The sequence below is a fragment of the Salinivibrio sp. EAGSL genome, from assembly GCF_013366455.1.
GTDB classification, from domain to species: domain Bacteria; phylum Pseudomonadota; class Gammaproteobacteria; order Enterobacterales; family Vibrionaceae; genus Salinivibrio; species Salinivibrio costicola.
The window spans coordinates 1-20,658 of record NZ_JABWMG010000009.1 but is presented as its reverse complement, the minus strand read 5'-3'; the positions used below and the strand labels follow the sequence as shown (position 1 = coordinate 20,658).

Here is a 20,658-nt window from a genome sequence, read left to right as displayed (position 1 = left end):
ATGCGAGAGACGTCTAACTCTCTGCGATCCTGTTAAGCGCTCACGCTGAGCGCTTTCTCGCGTTTAAACGCTCACTGCACTCGCTTATTGTTGTGCGTCAACCTCTGCATAAGTCACATCCACTTGCTCACGCAGCGCTTCGAGTGTGGCAGACAAAGACATATTGCTCATCGCACGTGCAACGCGATCCGCCATTTGGCTTTGTGGGCTAATGTCTGGCATCGCTGGGTTAATCACGTTATCCAGCGCAATCACCACAATATCGCCCTGACGGTTCTGCGTCACCCCATAACTTGCGCCTGTATCGTTAGGCTGAGGCAACGAGAAAGCGAGCTCCGACACCGCTTGCTGCTGAGAAACACGATTGATCACTTGCGCATCACTGAACACATAATCACCCTGATCTAGCGTACCGGTCTGCTCAAGTTGCGCGACCAATTGGTCCGCTTTTTCTTGCGCCTGCTGACGGCCTTTTTCTGCCACGAGCGTCGCCTGCACCTGGTCTTTTACTTCGGCAAAACTCAATTGCTTTTCAGGCTTCACGTCGTCGAGACGAACCACAATCGCGTGCTCACCTGACAGCTCAATCAGCTCAGAGTTAAGGCCATTTTCACGCACATCATAGCTATCAAGCGCTTGCTGGATTTGAGGGCGCGCCATTAAGCCTTGGGCATTATCGAGCGCAAAGTAATCCGTAAACTGCACCTTCGCATTCACCGCCTCTGCGGCTGGCTCAAGGCCATTCGCCTCTTCAAACGCCACTTCAGCCAGTTGCGTTGACTGTGCATAGAAACGATCCGCCGCTTGCTCTTGTTGCAGAGCAAGACGAATGTCGTCTTTTACGTCAGACAATGGCGTAACATCGGCTGGGTCAATATCATCTAAGCGAATGATATGATAGCCGAAATCAGATTTAACTAAGCCACTAATATCGCCTTTTTGCGCCAGTGCGTAAGCGGCTTTTTCAAACGCAGGATCCATCACACCTGGTTCAATCCAATCCAATGATCCGTTTTGCTCGGCACTAAAGGTGTCATCAGAAACTTCCTTGACCAAGGTCGCAAACGCTTCACCTTGATTGAGGCGATCTAACGCTTGTTGAGCACGAGCTTTGGCGTCGTCTCCTGTTCCTTCAATTAAGATGTGGCTAACCTTACGGCGCTCTTGTGAGCCATACTGAGATTGGTTGTCTTGGTAGTAAGTGGCAATGTCTTCATCCGTGACTTGAATGTCACTGGCTAGCCCTTCACCGGTTAATTCCACATACGCGACTTTCACCATACGTGGTTGAATATAATCATCACGATTCGCTTGGTAATAGGCTTCCAGCTCCTCATCCGTTAACGACACCTGGTTGGCAAAGTCCTCAACTGGCAAGGTTAAAGTGCGCACTTCACGGCTCTGTGCTTCGAGACGGTATAAGCTTTCCAGTTCGCTAGGTAATACGAATGCAGTTGTTTGTAAGCCATTGACCAACTGCTGGCGCATTAAATCCGTGCGCATATAGTTAGCAAATTCATCTGCACTCATACCGGTTTGACGCAATGCCGCTTGATAACGCTCGTTATTAAACTGACCCGCCTGACGGAATTGAGGCATGGCACGGATCGCCGCTTTCACTTGTGCATCACTGACGCGTAATCCTAATTCACTGGCTTCGTGCTCTAAAAGCAAGTCATTCACCATACGATCAAGAATATTTTGGCGAAAACGTTTTACGTATTCGGGGTTACCGAGAAGCTGATTGAATTGCTCGCCCGCTTGTTGCTGCATACGTGCACGCTCATTTTGATACGCGCGATCCAGTTCCGCTCGGCTAATTTCTTTATCACCGACGGTTGCAGCAGGCGGTGTAGATCCACCGGCCAGATAACTACCGACACCGGCAAAAGCAAAGGAAAAGATAATAAGGCTTAAAATGATCTTAACCGGAAGACTATTGGTGCCTTCGCGTATACGTTCCATCATAACGGGCCGGTACTCCAACTGGTTTGGACTGGTTGTTTTTCAACTAAAAAGGCGCATCTTTTGATGCGCCTTTACGCTCTTGTGCACCGAATTATACGCGGTTGTTAGTGGCTTTGCAGCTCCAACACCCTGTCAAACGCGAATAATTCGGCACGACCTCACGTGATAATTACTCGTTTACCGCGTCTTTTAACGCTTTACCGGCTTTAAAGCCCGGTACTTTTGCAGCGGCGATATCAATTTCAGCACCGGTTTGCGGGTTGCGTCCCTTACGTGCGGCACGTTCGCGCACTGAGAAGGTACCAAAACCGACGAGTGCGACTTGATCACCTGACTTGAGTGTGTCAGAGACAGAGTCTACGAACGCATCCAGTGCTCGCCCCGCCGAGGCTTTAGAAATATCAGCACTCTCTGCAATATGATCAATCAGTTCCGACTTATTCACTTTTTCATCCCCTTAAATAACTTCTCCGCAAATCCTATGCGCATTGCGGTTTCAATAACAGACGCTTTGTCGACGCAAGACGTTGTAAGCAACTGCCTGCCCCATGCAGACAGTACGCCTGAGCAACGTTAGCGAGCAAAAAAAACGCTGACAAGCCTTTTGCGGTCTGTCAGCGTTTTACGTTGCTTAATTTTGCTGCATGTCACTCTTTTCAGCGTCAACCAGCTCAATCCCAAGCGGATTATTCACTAATGCGATGGTTAACACGTCATCAATCCATCGTACTGGATGAATCGATAATTCTTCTTTCACATTGGCTGGAATGTCTTCCAAGTCACGCTCATTTTCTTTTGGAATCACCACCGTTTTGATCCCACCGCGCCGTGCCGCTAGCAGCTTCTCTTTCAATCCACCAATAGGAAGCACTTCGCCGCGCAGCGTGATTTCGCCAGTCATCGCCACGTCGGAGCGCACTGAGTTACCCGTGAGGCTTGAGACCAAAGCTGTACACATCGCGATGCCCGCGCTGGGGCCGTCTTTCGGTGTCGCGCCTTCTGGAACGTGCACATGGATGTCACGCTTTTCATAGAAGTCGCTATTAATCCCCAACTTATCGGCTCGGCTACGCACCACTGTCATGGCCGCTTGCACCGATTCTTGCATCACATCACCCAATGAGCCGGTATGTGTCAGTTTACCTTTACCAGGCATGGACTCGGTTTCAATCGTTAACAGATCACCGCCCACTTCGGTCCAAGCGAGACCGGTAACTTGACCGATACGATTTTGCTCATCGGCTTTACCATAATCGAAGCGACGCACACCCAAATAGTCGGATAGATTGTCATTGGTTACCGTGACTTGCGTTAGGTCTTTATCGAGCAAAATTTCTTTAACCGTTTTACGGCACAGCTTAGAAATTTCACGCTCTAGATTACGCACGCCCGCTTCACGAGTGTAGTAACGAATAATGCCGATAATCGCCGAGTCTTCGATAGTGATCTCGTGCGGCTTCAAACCATTCCGTGAAACTTGTTTATCCACTAAATGACGCTTGGCAATATTCAATTTTTCATCTTCGGTGTAACCCGATAGACGAATCACTTCCATCCGATCCAACAATGGGCCAGGGATATTCATCGAGTTCGATGTTGCTACAAACATTACATCAGAAAGGTCATAGTCCACTTCTAAGTAATGATCGTTGAAGGCGTTATTTTGTTCGGGATCCAACACTTCTAACAACGCAGAGGAAGGATCGCCACGCATGTCAGAGGAGACTTTATCGATCTCATCCAACAAAAATAGTGGGTTACGCACGCCGACTTTTGACATTTTCTGGATCAATTTACCGGGCAACGAACCGATGTAGGTACGACGGTGACCTCGGATTTCCGCTTCATCGCGAACCCCGCCCAGTGCCATACGGGTATATTTACGTCCCGTCGCCCGAGCGATAGATTGCCCCAAAGACGTTTTACCGACCCCCGGAGGACCGACTAAACAAAGAATCGGACCTTTTAGTTTTTTCATCCGATTTTGAACCGCAAGATACTCCAAAATCCGGTCTTTGACACGCTCAAGGCCGTAATGATCGGCATTCAATACTTCTTCAGCGCGCGCTAAATCTTTCTTCACTTTCGAGCGTTTCGCCCAAGGTACGCTGATCATCCAGTCAATATAACTGCGCACCACTGTGGCTTCGGCAGACATCGGCGACATCATTTTAAGCTTTTGCAGTTCTTGCTCGGTTTTTTCCCGTGCTTCCTGCGGCATTTTTGATTCTTCGATTTTCTGCTTCAGCGTTTCAAACTCATCCGGCGCATCGTCTAGCTCACCCAGTTCTTTCTGGATGGCCTTCATTTGCTCGTTGAGATAATACTCGCGCTGGCTTTTTTCCATCTGTTTTTTGACGCGACCACGGATCCGCTTTTCGACTTGCAGCAAGTCAATCTCAGATTCCATCATCGTCATCAGATATTCTAGACGCTCGGAAATATCAACAAGCTCAAGAACTTGTTGCTTATCTTCAAGCTTAAGCGGCATATGGGCCGCAATGGTATCAGCGAGACGGGCCGCCTCTTCAATCCCATTTAGCGACGTCAGTACTTCCGGCGGAATCTTTTTATTGAGCTTAATAAAGCCTTCAAACTGGCTGATCGCCGTCCGTACCAAGACTTCTTGCTCGCGCTCATCCAAACTTGGCGTGGTTAGATAATCAGCTTGCGCGGTGAAGAAATCGTCTTCACTAAACTGGTCAATACTTGCACGCTGCATCCCTTCGACCAGAACTTTTACCGTTCCGTCTGGAAGTTTAAGAAGCTGTAGGATGGTTGCTACCGTACCAACGGTATATAAATCTGAGATACTTGGGTCATCGGTTGCCGCATCTTTTTGCGCCACCAATAGAATCTGCTTATCGTTGTCCATCGCCGCTTCAAGGCAGCGTATCGACTTTTCCCTTCCCACAAAGAGCGGGATCACCATGTGAGGATAAACCACCACATCCCGAAGTGGCAGCACCGGAATGTCAATGCGCTCGGAACGCTCCAAGTTCATATGCTTCTCTCTTCCGTTCAATCTGATTAAGAGTATATGGGGTCTGTTGGACAGGTTTCAACGGCTCAACCGTCAGAAAATAAAAAAGGGAGTGATAACTCCCTTTTTTCTTTATCGCTGATAAAACAAGTGAAAGCGTTATTCACCGCCTGCGGCTTGATTCTCAGTGTGCTCATACATCAATAGAGGTGCGGATTCGCCTCGGATCACTGAGTCATCAATGACGACCTTGGTCACCCCTTTCATGGATGGCAGATCATACATAGTATCTAGCAGCACAGATTCCACAATCGAACGCAAACCTCGTGCACCTGTTTTGCGGGTCATCGCTTTTTTGGCGATCGCACGTAGGGCGTCATCACGGAACTCAAGCTCGACACCATCTAGCTCAAGCAGCGCACTGTATTGTTTGGTGATGGCATTTTTTGGCTCACGCAAAATCTGTACGAGTGCGTCTTCATCAAGCTCTCTAAGCACAGCGGTCACTGGCAAACGGCCGATGAACTCAGGGATCAGGCCATATTTAACCATATCTTCTGGTTCTACTTTGCCGAAGAACTCGTCGACTGACCGATCAGTCGCGCCTTTTACTTGCGCGCCAAAACCAATGCCAGAGCCGGTATCAACACGCTGCTCCACCACTTTGTCTAGTCCTGCAAACGCACCACCACAAATAAATAGAATTTTCGAGGTATCAACCTGGAGAAACTCTTGTTGTGGATGTTTACGCCCACCTTGTGGCGGGATCGATGCAACCGTTCCCTCGACCAGTTTAAGCAGGGCTTGCTGTACGCCTTCGCCAGAAACATCACGGGTAATCGATGGATTATCCGATTTACGTGACACCTTGTCGATTTCATCGATATACACGATGCCGCGCTCTGCTTTAGCGACGTCGTAGTCACACTTTTGCAACAGCTTTTGGATGATATTTTCGACGTCTTCACCCACATAACCGGCTTCGGTTAATGTCGTTGCATCAGCCATCGTAAATGGCACATCCAAGAAGCGGGCGAGGGTTTCAGCCAGCAGTGTTTTACCACTCCCTGTGGGGCCAATCAGCAGGATATTACTCTTACCTAGCTCCACGCCCTCGGCGCTTTTATCGCCGTTTCGCAAGCGTTTGTAGTGGTTGTATACCGCAACCGAAAGCACTTTTTTGGCTTGCTCTTGGCCAATGACATAATCGTCCAGATGCTCGCGAATTTCGCTTGGCGCAGGCAAAGAATCACCTTCACGCTTCGGCATCACTTCTTTGATCTCTTCACGGATAATGTCATTACATAGGTCAACACATTCGTCACAAATGTAGACCGATGGCCCAGCAATTAACTTGCGAACTTCGTGTTGGCTCTTACCACAGAATGAGCAGTAAAGCAGCTTTCCGCTTCCACCGTCTTTTCGCTTGTCTGTCATTCGCTAACCTCTTTGGGGCACTTGCCCGTCGTTGCCTTATGTTGAGTTTACAACAAATCGGCCACTTTTTCCGACCCAACAACCATCAAGCCTTGGCTAATGAGCGAAGTTTGTCTCATTTCAACGCTCTGCGGCGAATTGGGTTTAGTCTCGTTGACTCAATACGGCGTCAACTAAGCCATAGTCCACCGCTTCTTGCGCCGCCATGAAATTATCACGGTCAGTATCGCGCTCGATCACTTCCATCGGCTGGCCAGTATGTTCAGCCAATATAGTGTTGAGACGGTGCTTCGTTTTGATCATTTCCTGCGCATGAATTTCAATATCAGACGCCTGGCCTTGGAAGCCCCCTAGCGGCTGGTGAATCATCACGCGCGAGTTTGGTAAACAATAACGCTTACCTTTGGCGCCACCCGCAAGCAGGAAAGAGCCCATCGAACAGGCTTGGCCTGTACATAAGGTGCTCACGTCCGGTTTAATAAACTGCATGGTGTCATAAATCGCCATCCCCGCAGTCACCACGCCGCCTGGTGAGTTAATATACAGATAAATGTCTTTTTCTGGGTTCTCAGATTCCAAGAACAGCATCTGCGCCACAATCAAGTTCGCCATTTGGTCTTCCACTTGCCCTGTCAGGAAGATAATGCGTTCTTTGAGTAGGCGAGAGTAAATATCGTAAGAGCGCTCACCGCGCGAGGTTTGTTCCACCACCATAGGGACAAGGGCGTCCGTAATGGGTGGCATGGCATTTCTATCTTGATGGCTCATAACGTAATATCCCTAATCGAATTTGTTATCACTCTTGCCTTAACCAAGGTTTAGCACAAAATGCTGTAACAGGTCACTAAAATCTTATATCGGTGTATGCAGCTTGATGATCCATCGAGAGTTTTTACTTAAAAACAAGGCTCTCTAACGTCGATTGGTTTCATCACCATTGCGACCAATAGATGGAAAAAATGGCCCGAATGACAAGTCATTAGGGCCATTGTAAGCAGATACGTTTACGCAGTGTCAATAAAACACAGACGTTTTTTAATCCGAATTACGCTTGCTGAGAAGCGTTCATTAGATCACTGAAACCGACTTCAGCTTCAGTAACGGTTGCTTTTGCTAATAACGCATCGATCGCTTGCTCTTCAAGCGCAACGTTACGCATATTTTCCATCAGCTTCTCGTCTTTTTCATAGTAAGCGACAACTTCTGATGGGTCTTCATACGCAGACGCCATTTCTTCGATCAGTGCTTTAACGCGCTCATCATCGGCTTTAAGCTCTTCAGACTTGATCACTTCGCCAAGCAGCAGGCCGACGCTAACACGACGCTTCGCTTGCTCTTCAAATAGCTCACGCGGTAGCTGAGAAGCGCTATCCATGTTGCCACCAAAACGTTGTGCCGCTTGCTGACGCAATGTGCCAATTTCTTGGTCAATCAAGGCTGACGGTACGTCGATTTGGTTTTGCTCAACCAGACCGTCCAGTACTTGTTCTTTTACCTTGTTTTTGATCGCTTGCTTGAGTTCGCGATCCATGTTTTTGCGTACTTCCGCTTTCAGGCCTTCAACACTGCCATCTGCAATGCCGAAGCGCTGAACGAATTCTTCTGTTAGCTCGGGTAGCTCTTGCTCTTCTACTTGATGCAGTTTAATCGCGAACTGAGCCGCTTTGCCTTTCAAGTTTTCAGCATGGTAGTCTTCAGGGAAGTTCACGTCGATGGTGAATTCTTCGCCGGCTTTTTTGCCGACAAGACCGTCTTCAAAGCCTGGGATCATGCGACCCTGACCCATTTCTAGCTGGAAGCCTTCGGCTTTGCCGCCTTCAAATTCTTCACCGTCGATGGTGCCGACGAAGTCCAGCGTCACACGGCTGTTATCTTTCGCTTCACCTTCTGCTTCTACCCAGCTCGCTTGTTGCTTGCGCAAGGTGGTGAGCATTTCTTCAACGTCGCTTTCTTGCACGTCCGCTTTTGGCTTTTCGACGCTGATCGCGTCTAGGCCTTGTAGCTCAACCTCTGGATACACTTCAAAGTCAGCTTTAAATACCAGATCTTTTCCTGCTTCGTTCTCTACAGGGGTAAAGGTTGGTGCGCCCGCTGGGTTCACTTTTTCCTGGATCATCGCTTCAATAAAGTGACGCTGCATCACTTCGCCCAGCACGTCTTGACGCACGGTATCACCGTACATACGTGACACCATTTTCAATGGCGCTTTACCTTTACGGAAACCATCAAAACGACGATTCTTAGCGATATTGCGTAGCTCTTTAGTGACTGCATCATCGATATTGGCAGCAGGCACTGTGATGGTCATTTGGCGCTTAAGGCCTTCGGTGGTTTCAACGGTAACTTGCATTATAAATTTAACCTCAAATTTACTCAGGGGTACTGAGTGATGTTTACCAGTTTGACTGGTGGCATCATCCGAGCTATGAGTCCGTCATAGCCCCTGCGAATCCGGATACACGCAATTGGCGTATCGAGCTATCTCATCCGAGACTGAAAATTAAGACGCGCTATTATAGCGGCACCCGTCAACTGAGTCGAGACAAGGGGCAACCGATGGCGTTTCAATATCGAAATTGGGGTGATATCTCACAATTCAACCGCGTAAGATCACAGATTTTACTGTTTTATGCGCGATTGATTATTTTCAGAGCACTCAGACAAGGCAAATACGGGGAGACGCATAAGAATGGCGCGCCCTACAGGATTCGAACCTGTGACCCACGGCTTAGAAGGCCGTTGCTCTATCCAACTGAGCTAAGGGCGCAATAACGATATGCAGCGTGGATTATAAAGCGACGTCAGGTCCCGTCAACGCTTTTCCCTAAAATGTTGACCTAGTTGCTCAAAACCGCGCCATTTTATTGTCAATCACCGTCTATCGCTTTTTTGAGCCACTTTGCCAACCTAATGACGCGAAGGGCTAGACAATGACGTGATATTCTCTCTCAATAGGATATCTGGCATATTCCGCCATCAAAACCAAAGCAAACGTTTGCGTAATAGCTTTTAGCCGCGATTTTTGTCACAATACTGACGAATATTGCTTTAGCCAAAGGATAGTTATGGCCGCACAATTGATTGATGGAAAGCTGATCGCGCAAACGGTGCGTCGTGAGGTCGCTGCACGCGTCGCCGCCCGCACAGAGGCAGGTCGCCGCGCACCTGGTTTAGCCGTTATTTTGGTCGGATCGGACCCTGCATCACAAGTTTACGTGGGGAGTAAACGCCGAGTCTGTGACGAAGTCGGATTTGTATCACGCTCCTATGACCTCCCAGCCTCTTGCTCACAGCATGAGCTACTCTCGTTGATTGACACTTTGAATGACGATGACTGCATTGATGGTATTCTCGTTCAACTGCCGTTGCCGGCGGGGATTGATGCCACGTCCGTATTGGAACGAATCCGCCCAGATAAAGATGTAGATGGTTTTCATCCTTTTAATGTGGGCCGCTTGTGCCAACGTATGCCGACACTACGCTCGTGCACGCCGAAAGGAATTATTACTCTTCTCGATCGTTATAATGTACCGCTACGTGGTAAACATGCTGTGGTTGTGGGAGCATCCAATATTGTCGGTCGCCCGATGACGTTGGAGCTGTTGCTCGCCGGCTGCACCACCACCACCTGCCATCGATTTACCCAAGATTTAGAAACGCATGTTCGACAAGCCGATGTGCTCGTGGTTGCGGTCGGTAAACCTAAGTTCATCCCTGGCGATTGGATAAAACCCGGGGCAATCGTGATTGATGTGGGCATCAACCGCATGGATGACGGTAAATTAATCGGGGATATTGAGTACGATGTCGCGTATGAAAGAGCCAGTCATATCACCCCTGTACCTGGCGGGGTCGGCCCTATGACAGTCGCCACCTTGATTGAAAACACACTCATGGCGTGCGAGCAGTATCACGACGTTGGCTAGCATCACAAGGTGGCGAAGTCAATTTGATTAGCTTTCACACATTGATTTCGCCCATCTTTTTTGGCCTGATACAACGACCTATCGGCACGTTCTACGACGCGTAAGTCGCTTAGCATGACGCTTTTATATCTGAGTTATTGATCCGTAATTCTGTTTGTTGATTGAGTATTTTGATTAAAAGGATACAGCGTTTTTCGCCGTCTTTTTCTTTAAAAATCGCTTCAGCCCCAGCAAACTGGCCACTCTCAACGGTCACTTTTTGACCAGGCTTAAAGCCTTGATACAGTAATTCTCGTTGCTCATCACTGTCTTCCATCATCATCAAGTGTTGAATTAATTGAATATCGACGTGGATTGGCTTCGCACCTTGGCGAACAAAATCAACAACGCCACGTGTAGAGCGAACAGACGTGTATTGAACCGATTCAGGATCAAAACAAGCAAAGATGTAATTCGGAAAGAGCGGTTCTTCAACTTGCCGGTATTTGCCTCGACGCAACTTTTCGACTGTGACTATCGGGTAGTAACAGTCCACGCCTTGCCGCTTCAAGTTTTGTTCCGCACGTTGTTGTTCCGTGCGTTTACAATAAAGTAAATACCAATGTTTCATGCCGATCTGTCCCTGATATCTATCGAAGGTAAGGTAACAACCCATCCAGAGCGACGTGAGTATACGGATGTAAATCATCACCAGCAAGCAGAGCGGGACGTGCATCGCTTGAACTGGTGATATGGAGATGACAGGACACCACAATCATTGATGGCCTATATTAGGCAATCTTTTGAATATCAACGCTAAAGCTATTCAGGCCGACTTCGTTTAAAGACACACGCGCATCGCCTGATTGCATATCCACAGTTTGGAATTCACTGCTAAAGGCATCGCGACCTAGCCAATGCTCACTACGAACTAATTTCGTGGTTCCGCTACTATCAATCGTGGCTTTTAAACCTGCTGGCAGAATATCAAGTTGGCTATCAACCATGTTTAAGACACCAAACATGGCACGGACCGGTGATGTATAAGCCGATGCACGAATCGCATCTTCAATCCGTTTTACCAGCGTCAGGAATCCGCGTTCATTCACATCACTTGAGCGGACAAAATCATTAAAAAAGGCCCGAATCATCAAAGTCGTTGCCGTCCCATCTTCTTCAGCTGACGCTGAGTCAACCACATAGAACGCCATTTTCCCGCCGAGCAGCCAAGCATAATCGAGCACAATAGGGTTGGCGTCTGCCGATTGCAGCGAGTGATATGACAAACGCCACGCGCCTTGTTGTGAGTCTGGCTCAGGCATCAACCCCATCAGCAACTCTCGCGCACTGCCAGGATTATGACGTAGCGCATCAAGGTGCCATTTTAGTTCGCTTTCTGAGGCGCCTTTGTCCGCATCTCCACTCACTTTAAACCACTGTTGACTAAAGTCATCACTGGCATGCACATCATCGTTGGCATCATCAATCACCGCTTCAATGGCTTTTTTAACCGATTTGATGTCTTCAATGGGCTTGAGTAAAAAATCCTTTACTCCAAAGCGAAGCGCCTGGGCAACGTCGGCCATGCCTCCGGTACCTGAAATCACAATCATGGGCAGCATCGGGTATTCGAGACTCACTTCCTCAACGAACTCAAGCCCCGTCATGACCGGCATGGAAAGATCGCTGATCAGTAAATCAGGGATGGATTGCCTCAATGCTTGTAGCCCTTCTAGCCCATTTTCTACTTCACGGACCGTCGCACCTTCTCTTTCAAGAAACGAGGCAATCATTCGACTAAAGACGGGATCATCTTCAACAATTAAAATATCTTTACTGTGCAACACGACGCTCTCCTCCCGGACTGCAAAGCAGCGGCTGTTTTAAATCGCTCTGTACTAATCGTAGCTGAACTCAGACACCCCGTGCCTGCTTATGATATTTAATTTGATAGCGAACAATAAACAGCTGTTTAAAATAACAATTTTATCAATATAAACTCACATGCATCTTAACGTACAACAAGGAGTACGATAAAAACACTTAAAAATCAGCAACACTCCAGGGTACGCCACTCTGTATTAAAAGTGAGATGTTCAACAATTAATACATGACAATCATCACATAATGCATATTTTCCTCGCTTTATTTCGGAGCGACTTCGCCCTTTGCCTCGTGAGGAAGGTTGTTATAGCGCACAAAACTTGCCAATTATGATGTCAAGAGCTATTCGTTAGGTAAGGAAAGAAGATTTGGGCATCTGTCTTCGCACAGCCGAGCTAGCCGTTACCCAGCTGTCGTGCGCCGACCATTGCACCTTTGTTTATATTTAGGGAATAACGAGCGGGGTTACTATGATTTTAGGTCACTTAGTCGGGTTATATACCCATCCCAAAAAAGAATGGAAAACAATTGGCGAACGACACGAGGGCGTTTCAAGTAGCATCGGACATGCGCTATTGTTAGCGTTGATCCCACCTGTGTGTGCCTACTACGCGAGTGTCAATATCGGCTGGCAAATCGGCGCGGGAGAGCCCATTTTCATGACGCCACAAAGCGCGCTTTTTATTGCCAGTGCTATGTATTTAGCGTTACTCGGTGGGGTTGCTGCCCTTGCCTACCTAACCTTGTGGATGAGTCGAACATTTGGCTCTGCGCCTAACTATACGCAATGCCTTGAGCTGGCCGCTTACACGGCGACGCCGATTTTTATGGTCGGGCTTGCAACGCTCTATCCGGTGGTATGGTTTGTCATGATTGTCGGCTTGATCGGTGTCGCTTATTCCGTTTATCTGCTGTATACCGGCGTGCCGATACTCATGGAGATCCCTGAAGAGCGCGGTTTTATTTATGCAAGCTCCGTCGTCACCTGCGGCTTAGTCCTGTTGGTCGCTATCCTTGCCGCCTCCGTGATTCTGTGGAATGTCGGCATGGGGCCTGTTTTCACACACTAAGACCTTCTCTCGCTAAAAAGACAAATACGCCGCGATAATCTCGCGGCGTATTTGTTTAATCTTCGTTATGTATCTCTAAGTTCGCAAGCTCTTGTTGCTGCTCTCGTACAGTTTTAGCATCATCACTACGTAAGCTTTGTAAATACTCGAGGTACGCCTGATCCACATCTTGGGTGACATATTCGCCACTAAACACCGATGTTTCGAAGCGCTCAATCGCTGGGTTGGCCTCACCAACAGCGGCGACGAGATCAGGCAGATCTTGATAAACCAAGCCATCGGCACCAATTAATTGGCCAATTTCATCCACTTCGCGACCATGAGCAATCAACTCGTTGGCGGTCGGCATATCAATGCCATAGACATTGGGGAAGCGCACTTCGGGGGCCGCGGAGGCCATATAAACTTCTTTGGCGCCTGCTTCACGTGCCATCTCGATGATCTGCTCTGAGGTTGTGCCTCGCACGATCGAATCATCGACCAAGAGTACGCGCTTGTCTTTAAACTCTGAACGGATGGCATTGAGTTTACGACGTACGGATTTTCGACGCATCTGCTGCCCCGGCATAATAAACGTACGACCTACGTAGCGATTTTTAACAAAGCCTTGTCGGTAGGGTTTACCTAGCACTTGCGCAATTTCTAACGCGATATCACAAGATGTCTCAGGGATAGGAATGACGACATCAATATCCACGTCTTCCCACTCGCGCTGAATTTTAGCGCCAAGCTTTTGACCCATACGAATACGGGCCCCATAAACGGATACTTTATCGATAAATGAGTCGGGACGAGAAAAGTAAACGAACTCAAAGATGCAAGGGTTAAGACTCGGTGAGTCCGCACACTGACAGGTATGAAGTTGTCCCTCTAAGGTGATATAAACCGCCTCTCCGGGTGAGACATCACGCACGAAATCGAAACCCACGGCATCCAATGCAACGGTTTCAGACGCAACCATATACTCGGTACCTGTTTGCGTATCGCGCTTCCCTAAACAAAGCGGGCGGATGCCTTTAGGATCACGAAAAGCGATAACGCCATGCCCAATCACCATTGCCACAACGGCATAAGCGCCGGAGACTTGTCGATGGACCGCTTTCACCGCGGTAAACATATCATCAACAGTAAGAGGATGAGAAGTCGCAGTCGACAGTTGATGGGCAAGGACATTGAGGAGAATTTCAGAGTCAGACGTTGTATTAAGGTGACGACGATCTTTTTCAAATAAAGATTGGCGCAACGCCTCAGCATTGGTCAAGTTACCATTGTGGGCGAGAGTAATCCCATACGGCGAGTTGACATAGAAAGGCTGTGCTTCTGATGCACTAGAGCTGCCCGCTGTTGGATACCTTACATGCCCTATTCCAACCTGGCCTTGCAAGCGCTGCATATGCTTCAGTTGGAACACATCCTGGACTAACCCATTGGCTTTTCGAAGCCGGAAACGATTGTCATCGATAGTGACAATGCCGGCTGCATCTTGTCCTCGATGTTGAAGCACAGTCAGTGCATCGTAAATGGACTGATTGACCGGAGTGTTACCAACGATTCCAACAATACCACACATGTCAGCGATTCCTTGTTACGCGAATATCAGCCTAAGATCCTGCGATCTCAGGTAAGAAACTGGAACTGTTCTCGAGATAGTGGAAGAACCATTCGATCACTACCGCAAAGTTAGGAATAAGTTGCGATTGTCCCCACGCTTGGTTGTTGGCGACCGATGTAAAGGCATCGAGGAAGAAAAGCACCGCCGCGATGATTAACACGCCGCGCACACTGCCAAACACCATACCAAGCACTCTATCCGTGCCAGACAATCCCGTTTTTTCTACTAACTGGGCAATCACATAATTGACTACTGCGCCGACCAATAAGGTGGCAATAAACAACAAGGCGATAGCACTACCATTACGGATAACCGCATCTTGGATATTGGTCAAATACACCGCTAGCTGCGTGTAGAATTGGCTGGCAATAAAAAACGCCCCAAACCAAATCACTAATGACAAGGCTTCTTTTACAAAGCCTCGAATCACACTCACTAACGCCGAAAAACCAATGACGCCAATAATAAGATAATCAATCCAATTCATCGTATTCACTTGCTCGAGACGTGCGCATTCTAACAGAAAAAATGCTCACGCAAACGTTTTCTTATTGGGTAAGTGGGTCAAATTTGCGCAACTGTCCTTTCAATCCTGTCAGCGATTGCAGATCAGTCAGTTGCGATTCGAGTGTGGTTTTAGAAACATGTGGCCCGACGACCACTTTTGCTAAGTCACCGGGTTGAATGTCTCTGGGTAAGATATGTGCTTGATACCCTTTGTCACGTAATTGCTTAACCAAGCGACGAGCATTCTCTTGGTTACGGAAGGTCCCCAAACGGATCATCCATGCGCTGTCTCCGTCGTTGACTGACGCTGTACTTGATGGCGTGGGCGTTGGGTCACTTTTTTCCGTCTCAGCCTGCGCATTTGTGTCAGCTGAACGCGTATCGTTTACCTGGGTATCGGGCGCTGTCACCTCAATCACCTCGGGTTCTTCAACCGGCATTTGGCTCACTGTGCCATCAAAGTCATCCCGCAGGGGGATGCTTTGATAGTTTTCTTGGTAATGCTCTTTTTTGCCATCGAGCACATCAGGTAGCACTATCACACCGATAGAGACTAACACTAGGGTGCCGACCACTCTTTTTTGTAACTTACTGGCCACAATGACTCCGTTTTAATTAAGCGTTTCCATCACCTGCCCAACGGTATGGAACGACCCAAATACGACCACACAGTCTCGCTCAGGTTCAGCCTGACTCAACGCATGTTGATAGGCGTCACTCGGTGAGCTGAATTGCATTGATGCCACCACCGGCAATTTATCGGCTGACGCGCCACGAGGTACGGCTAAAGAAGCGGGGTACCAGCAATCCACAATGCCATCAAAACAGGCTAAGGTACCCTCTATATCTTTGTCTGCTAACATCGCCACCACAGCATGCACGCGTCCTGTCAATCTCGCTTTTTGCTCAGCGAGTTTCTTTGCTAGGTAAGCGGCAGCATGCGGATTATGGGCGACGTCAAAAATCGTGTAAGGGGCGTCAGCAATAACTTGCATCCGACCAGTAACCGCGACAGACGCTAATCCCTCAGTAATGTGTGTATCAGCAATGTCGAGGTCAGCGACGCCCAGCGCCATTAAAGCCGTTGCCGCATTTTGTAGCGGAATAGTCGGAATAGGTAGCTCTGTCAGTTCAAAAGCACCGACCGCCCAACGCCACGTATCGCCTGTCATGGCATAGTGGTACTGATAGCCTAACTGATTTAATTCCGCGCCAATCGCATCAGCATGCGCGGCAACACTCGCAGGTGGCGCAGGCTGACCACATATCGCCGGTTTATCTTTCCGGAATATGCCTGCTTTTTCATAGCCAATCTGATTAATGTCATTGCCCAGCCAATCACAATGATCGAGCGCGAGACTGGTGATCACTGATACGTCATGATCCACCACATTGGTGGCATCTAAACGGCCACCGAGACCCACTTCGAGGATCACGACATCAAGCGCATGATGTTTAAATAGCTGTAACGCGGCTAAGGTACCAAATTCAAAAAAGCTCAGACTGGTTTGGCCACGTGCCTGGTTAATTACCTCAAACGCTTGAGTATGCTCACTATCGGCCAGCACGTCGCCATTGATACGGACCCGCTCATTGTAATGAATAAGATGTGGTGAGCTGTAAACCCCCGTACGGTAACCCGCGTGCTGTAATATTGCCTCTAATAAGGCGCAGGTGGTCCCCTTGCCATTGGTCCCTGCAACGGTAATCACTTTAGGCGCAGGCTTGGTCAATTGGGCGTGCTCCGCAACTGCCGCGACGCGTTCAAGGCCAAGATCGATGGCACTGGTATGGATATTTTCTAGATAAGACAGCCACGTATCCATTGAGGATGTGGCTGTTGGATGCTGTAGTTCAGACATTGACTTGGTCAGTTACTCGATGATGGGCAAATGATACCAAGGATAACGCCATGGAACACGGTCAATTATTGCTCTTGAGAGGAAGGTGCCACTTCAGGCTCTTCTGGAGGTTGAGGTTTATCTTGCTCAACATCGACGACTAATGGCGACTTAATGTTACCCAGCTTCGCCAATAGGCCCGCCAAACGCTGGCGCATCTCACGACGATCAACAATCATGTCGATCGCACCATGCTCAAGCAAGAACTCACTGGTTTGGAAATCGTCTGGCAGATTCTCGCGTACGGTTTGCTCAATGACACGACGGCCAGCAAAACCGATAATCGCTTTTGGCTCTGCGACATTAATGTCTCCGAGCATAGCAAAGCTCGCGGTCACCCCACCGTAAGTTGGATCAGTGAGTACCGAGATGAATGGCAAGTTGTGACGCGATAAACGCTCAAGTGCCGCACTGGTTTTCGCCATTTGCATCAATGACATCAAGGCTTCTTGCATGCGCGCCCCACCACTGGCCGAAAAACACACCAGGCCACAATGGTTTTCGATCGCGTGCTCGACCGCTTTAACAAACCGAGCGCCGACGACTGCGCCCATCGAACCGCCCATGAACTTAAATTCAAACGCACAAGCAATCACGGGCACGTCTAGCACACTGCCTTTCATGACCACGAGTGCATCTTTTTCCCCACTGGACTTTTGCGCGGCTGACAGGCGATCTTTATACTTTTTCGAATCACGAAATTTTAATACGTCTTTAGGCTCCAGTTCACCGGCAATCTCTTCACGTCCTTCAGGATCCAAAAAAACATCCAGACGACGGCGTGCTGGCATACGCATATGGTGGTCACACTTGGGACAAACTTCCAAATTACGTTCGACATCAGCGTGATAAAGTACTTGATCACACGACGTACACTTGGTCCAAACCCCTTCAGGGATCGACGCCTTGCGTGATGAACCAATATTACTTTTGGTTAATATTTTCTCTAGCCAGCTCATGGACAACCTTTACTTAGTCATGGCTATCACAATTAGACAACCATCTTGGATTCGTAACAAATTAGACCGAATTAAATCACAAGTCTGCCAGACTTGGGATAAAAAACTGGTACTACCTATTCTGTCTCCGTACGCTTTGCGCCGAGTATGCTCTCGGATTCCATCACCTGATCGGGCAAAAACAAAGGCCCTATCGGCGGGCGTGGTAAGCCATATTGATCCGGATAATCCACCTCGACCAAATACAAACCTTCCGCTTTGGCCGTCGCGGCCGCCAAGGTGCGATCTTTTTGTGCCAGTAGCCATGCGATCCACTCTGGCGGCTGTTCTTTACGACCGACAGCCATGAGGCTGCCCGCGATATTGCGCACCATGTGATGCACAAAGGCATTCGCTTTTATATCGATCACGATAAACCGCCCCTGACGCGTGACAGATAAATGCATCACATTCCGCCATGGCGAGTGAGATTGACATTGTGCCGCACGAAATGACGAGAAATCATTCTCACCTAGTAAGTACTGACCCGCTCGCGCCATTAAGGTTTCATCCAACTCGCTATGATAGTGACTAATACCTTTACCCAGTATCGCTGGACGCAAAGAGTGGTTGTATATCACATAGCGATAGCGGCGTGCTGTCGCACTGAATCGCGCATGAAAATCGTCTGGAACAGGCGTGGCCCAACGTACGGCAATCGCATCAGGCAAGTTTGCATTCACTCCCATCGTCCAGGCTTTTAATGGCCGTTGGCTATCGCTATCAAAATGCACCACCTGTCCGGTGCCGTGGACTCCCGAATCGGTACGCCCCGCACATTGTACTGCCACAGGGTGATTAGCGACGGTCGACAAGGCCTTTTCCAAATGTTCTTGGACACTGGTGACTTCTCGTTGCCTTTGCCAACCGTAAAACTGGGCGCCGTCATATTCAATGCCTAACGCGAATCTCATGCCTGTGCCTTTTTAGTTACTGCTCAACAAGGCGCAGCATTATACCCATAAAGCCGGCCTGTTGCAGGTCTTAACATCGACTGTCTATTCTGAGGCCTAATAAGCAATCAGGTAGCCTGTGCTACCTGATTGTGGTGTCACCTAAGTTGTTCAAGCAGTTGCCGAGCCTCTTGCTGCAAGGCCTTATTGCCTGACTGAATCACTTTTTCTAATAAGGAAATCGCGCCATCCATATCATTCATTTCCAAGTAAGCTTTCGCCAAGTCGAGATTGGTCGATGCCTCTGTGCTGGCGGTGTCGCCATCAACATCAATCGCACTAATGTCTTCTAACACATCAGGGAATTCATCCAACCCTACGTCAAGGTTCATCTCCGCCTTATCGGGATCAATATCTGGCGTCGAGCCGTCATCGCGCATAAGCTCTTCGATACTAATGTAGTCGTCATCTTCCTGCTCTTCGCCGATAAGCTCACTTTCAGCATCACCCTCACCGAGCAGATCATCATCCAAGGCCTGTTCCAGTTCAAAGGTTTCAAGCGAGGCCGGATCAATGGCGGGTTGTTGGCTCCAATCTTCACTTTCGGCTTCTGGCTCTGGTTCATTGTCGGCTTGCCAAACCGCTGCTTCTTCGTCGGATAAAGCGGAAAGATCGAGAGGCTCATCGTCATCGGATTCCGATAGCAAGGCCTCCATATTCAGACCACCTACCTGGTGATCATCGTCATCCAGATCACTGATATTGCGTGTATCGCGCTCGGGCGCCTCAGAGGTTGGCGCGTTGTCTTGCTGCTCATTGAGATAAGACTCGAGCTCTCGTTGTTCATCGAGTGCCGCCCCTAGCGCATCGTTTTCATCAAACTCACCCAAATCGTCTAACGACAGAGAATCAAACGTGTAATCACGTTCCTCTTTTGAGGTGGGCTCTGGCTCTGGCTCTGGCTCTGGCTCTGGCTCTGGCTCTGGCTCTGGCTCTGGCACGCTATCAAGTGCAGCTTGTTCTTCTTCGTCAACCGGTTCTGCATCTGCCAGTGCGGCTTCTTCGTCATATTCAGGCAGATTGGTTAAATCGAGTAAATCTTCCTCTTTAATATCATCGAGGTTTTCGCCTTGATCAGGCTGCTCGTTGGCGACGGGCGCTTCATCCGCGTCATCCTGTGCATCGTCGTCAGTATCGGGCTCTGCAGTGTCATCGGCTGGCGCTTCGTCCGTGTCATCCTGGGCGTCGTCCTCAGTCTCGGGCTCTGCAGTGTCATCGGCTGGCGCTTCGTCCGTGTCATCCTGTGCATCGTCCTCAGTCTCGGGCTCTGCAGTGTCATCAACTGGCGCTTCGTCCACGTCATCCTGTGCATCGTCCTCAGTCTCGGGCTCTGCAGTGTCATCGACTGACTCTTCAGGTGCAGTGTCGGATGTGTCTTCAATCTTGGCGGCGTCATCCGGCTCAGCCGTTTCTTCGGGTTGAGCGTCTACTGGCTGATCA

General features: G+C 48.9%; 17 protein-coding genes and 1 tRNA gene. 2 read left to right on the top strand and 16 right to left on the bottom strand.

All coding sequences use genetic code 11. The features are described 5' to 3' along the window. Nucleotides 1-84: 84 nt before the first annotated feature. The 7 genes from ppiD to HLG76_RS07160 form a co-directional block, all read right to left on the bottom strand. On the bottom strand, nt 85-1,968 hold the full coding sequence (gene ppiD / locus HLG76_RS07190; protein ID WP_175993363.1) for a peptidylprolyl isomerase: 1,884 nt from the start codon (nt 1,966-1,968) through the stop codon (nt 85-87). 169 nt (nt 1,969-2,137) lie between these two features. Continuing rightward, nucleotides 2,138-2,413 carry a nucleoid-associated protein HU-beta gene (gene hupB / locus HLG76_RS07185; protein ID WP_077460346.1) on the bottom strand — a complete coding sequence of 92 codons (276 nt, stop codon included), beginning with the start codon at nt 2,411-2,413 and terminating at the stop codon, nt 2,138-2,140. 186 nt (nt 2,414-2,599) lie between these two features. Then, a complete protein-coding gene (lon, locus tag HLG76_RS07180; RefSeq protein WP_077460345.1) occupies nt 2,600-4,972 on the bottom strand; it encodes an endopeptidase La in 2,373 nt (790 codons plus the stop codon). A 138-nt stretch (nt 4,973-5,110) separates the two neighbouring features. Further along, complete coding sequence (gene clpX / locus HLG76_RS07175) at nt 5,111-6,388, bottom strand: ATP-dependent protease ATP-binding subunit ClpX (protein WP_021022249.1); 1,278 nt, start codon at nt 6,386-6,388, stop codon at nt 5,111-5,113. Nucleotides 6,389-6,532: 144 nt separating this feature from the next. Further along, complete coding sequence (clpP, locus tag HLG76_RS07170; protein ID WP_021022248.1) at nt 6,533-7,156, bottom strand: ATP-dependent Clp endopeptidase proteolytic subunit ClpP; 624 nt, start codon at nt 7,154-7,156, stop codon at nt 6,533-6,535. 277 nt (nt 7,157-7,433) lie between these two features. Next, nucleotides 7,434-8,738, bottom strand: a complete 1,305-nt coding sequence (gene tig / locus HLG76_RS07165) for a trigger factor (protein ID WP_077460344.1) — start codon at nt 8,736-8,738, stop codon at nt 7,434-7,436. Nucleotides 8,739-9,078: 340 nt separating this feature from the next. Continuing rightward, nucleotides 9,079-9,155, bottom strand: a tRNA-Arg gene (locus HLG76_RS07160). A gap of 298 nt (nt 9,156-9,453) precedes the next feature. On the opposite strand from HLG76_RS07160, the gene folD reads away from it, so the two are divergent. Continuing rightward, entirely contained in the window at nt 9,454-10,314 is an 861-nt protein-coding gene (folD, locus tag HLG76_RS07155; protein ID WP_077460343.1) for a bifunctional methylenetetrahydrofolate dehydrogenase/methenyltetrahydrofolate cyclohydrolase FolD, read from the top strand. 109 nt (nt 10,315-10,423) lie between these two features. Here the strand turns inward: folD and rfaH are convergent, their stop codons facing one another. Beyond that, a complete protein-coding gene (gene rfaH, locus HLG76_RS07150; protein ID WP_077646337.1) occupies nt 10,424-10,924 on the bottom strand; it encodes a transcription/translation regulatory transformer protein RfaH in 501 nt (166 codons plus the stop codon). Nucleotides 10,925-11,084: 160 nt separating this feature from the next. After that, complete coding sequence (locus HLG76_RS07145) at nt 11,085-12,140, bottom strand: response regulator (RefSeq protein WP_077774223.1); 1,056 nt, start codon at nt 12,138-12,140, stop codon at nt 11,085-11,087. 507 nt (nt 12,141-12,647) lie between these two features. On the opposite strand from HLG76_RS07145, the gene HLG76_RS07140 reads away from it, so the two are divergent. Then, nucleotides 12,648-13,247: a Yip1 family protein gene (locus HLG76_RS07140; RefSeq protein WP_077460340.1), complete on the top strand. Its 600-nt coding sequence runs from the start codon at nt 12,648-12,650 to the stop codon at nt 13,245-13,247. A 55-nt stretch (nt 13,248-13,302) separates the two neighbouring features. On the opposite strand, the gene purF is transcribed toward HLG76_RS07140, so the two are convergent. From purF to HLG76_RS07105, 7 genes are all read right to left on the bottom strand, one after another. Further along, nucleotides 13,303-14,817, bottom strand: a complete 1,515-nt coding sequence (purF, locus tag HLG76_RS07135; protein WP_175993362.1) for an amidophosphoribosyltransferase — start codon at nt 14,815-14,817, stop codon at nt 13,303-13,305. 31 nt (nt 14,818-14,848) lie between these two features. After that, the gene (locus HLG76_RS07130) at nt 14,849-15,346 is read right to left on the bottom strand and encodes a CvpA family protein (RefSeq protein WP_021022877.1); all 498 of its coding nucleotides are present in this window, start codon (nt 15,344-15,346) and stop codon (nt 14,849-14,851) included. Nucleotides 15,347-15,407: 61 nt separating this feature from the next. Next, nucleotides 15,408-15,965 carry an SPOR domain-containing protein gene (locus tag HLG76_RS15190; protein ID WP_021022876.1) on the bottom strand — a complete coding sequence of 186 codons (558 nt, stop codon included), beginning with the start codon at nt 15,963-15,965 and terminating at the stop codon, nt 15,408-15,410. A 12-nt stretch (nt 15,966-15,977) separates the two neighbouring features. Further along, a complete protein-coding gene (gene folC, locus HLG76_RS07120) occupies nt 15,978-17,228 on the bottom strand; it encodes a bifunctional tetrahydrofolate synthase/dihydrofolate synthase (RefSeq protein ID WP_175993361.1) in 1,251 nt (416 codons plus the stop codon). A gap of 65 nt (nt 17,229-17,293) precedes the next feature. Beyond that, nucleotides 17,294-18,226: an acetyl-CoA carboxylase, carboxyltransferase subunit beta gene (accD, locus tag HLG76_RS07115; RefSeq protein ID WP_077576274.1), complete on the bottom strand. Its 933-nt coding sequence runs from the start codon at nt 18,224-18,226 to the stop codon at nt 17,294-17,296. A 116-nt stretch (nt 18,227-18,342) separates the two neighbouring features. Beyond that, nucleotides 18,343-19,179, bottom strand: coding sequence for a tRNA pseudouridine(38-40) synthase TruA (gene truA, locus HLG76_RS07110; protein ID WP_021022873.1), 837 nt, complete (start codon nt 19,177-19,179; stop codon nt 18,343-18,345). A gap of 137 nt (nt 19,180-19,316) precedes the next feature. Continuing rightward, nucleotides 19,317-20,658, bottom strand: a 1,342-nt coding sequence (locus HLG76_RS07105) for a FimV/HubP family polar landmark protein (protein WP_303245981.1), incomplete at its 5' end; no start/stop codon positions are given.

Bases quoted from the DNA above. Each gene is read 5' to 3' on its own strand.
- purF (WP_175993362.1), bottom strand. From the start codon at position 14,817: ATGTGTGGTATTGTTGGAATCGTTGGTAACACTCCGGTCAATCAGTCC.
- HLG76_RS07130 (WP_021022877.1), bottom strand. From the start codon at position 15,346: ATGAATTGGATTGATTATCTTATTATTGGCGTCATTGGTTTTTCGGCG.
- tig (WP_077460344.1), bottom strand. From the start codon at position 8,738: ATGCAAGTTACCGTTGAAACCACCGAAGGCCTTAAGCGCCAAATGACC.
- HLG76_RS07140 (WP_077460340.1), top strand. From the start codon at position 12,648: ATGATTTTAGGTCACTTAGTCGGGTTATATACCCATCCCAAAAAAGAA.
- lon (WP_077460345.1), bottom strand. From the start codon at position 4,972: ATGAACTTGGAGCGTTCCGAGCGCATTGACATTCCGGTGCTGCCACTT.
- folD (WP_077460343.1), top strand. From the start codon at position 9,454: ATGGCCGCACAATTGATTGATGGAAAGCTGATCGCGCAAACGGTGCGT.
- folC (WP_175993361.1), bottom strand. From the start codon at position 17,228: ATGTCTGAACTACAGCATCCAACAGCCACATCCTCAATGGATACGTGG.
- rfaH (WP_077646337.1), bottom strand. From the start codon at position 10,924: ATGAAACATTGGTATTTACTTTATTGTAAACGCACGGAACAACAACGT.
- clpP (WP_021022248.1), bottom strand. From the start codon at position 7,156: ATGAGCCATCAAGATAGAAATGCCATGCCACCCATTACGGACGCCCTT.
- truA (WP_021022873.1), bottom strand. From the start codon at position 19,179: ATGAGATTCGCGTTAGGCATTGAATATGACGGCGCCCAGTTTTACGGT.
- ppiD (WP_175993363.1), bottom strand. From the start codon at position 1,968: ATGATGGAACGTATACGCGAAGGCACCAATAGTCTTCCGGTTAAGATC.
- clpX (WP_021022249.1), bottom strand. From the start codon at position 6,388: ATGACAGACAAGCGAAAAGACGGTGGAAGCGGAAAGCTGCTTTACTGC.
- accD (WP_077576274.1), bottom strand. From the start codon at position 18,226: ATGAGCTGGCTAGAGAAAATATTAACCAAAAGTAATATTGGTTCATCA.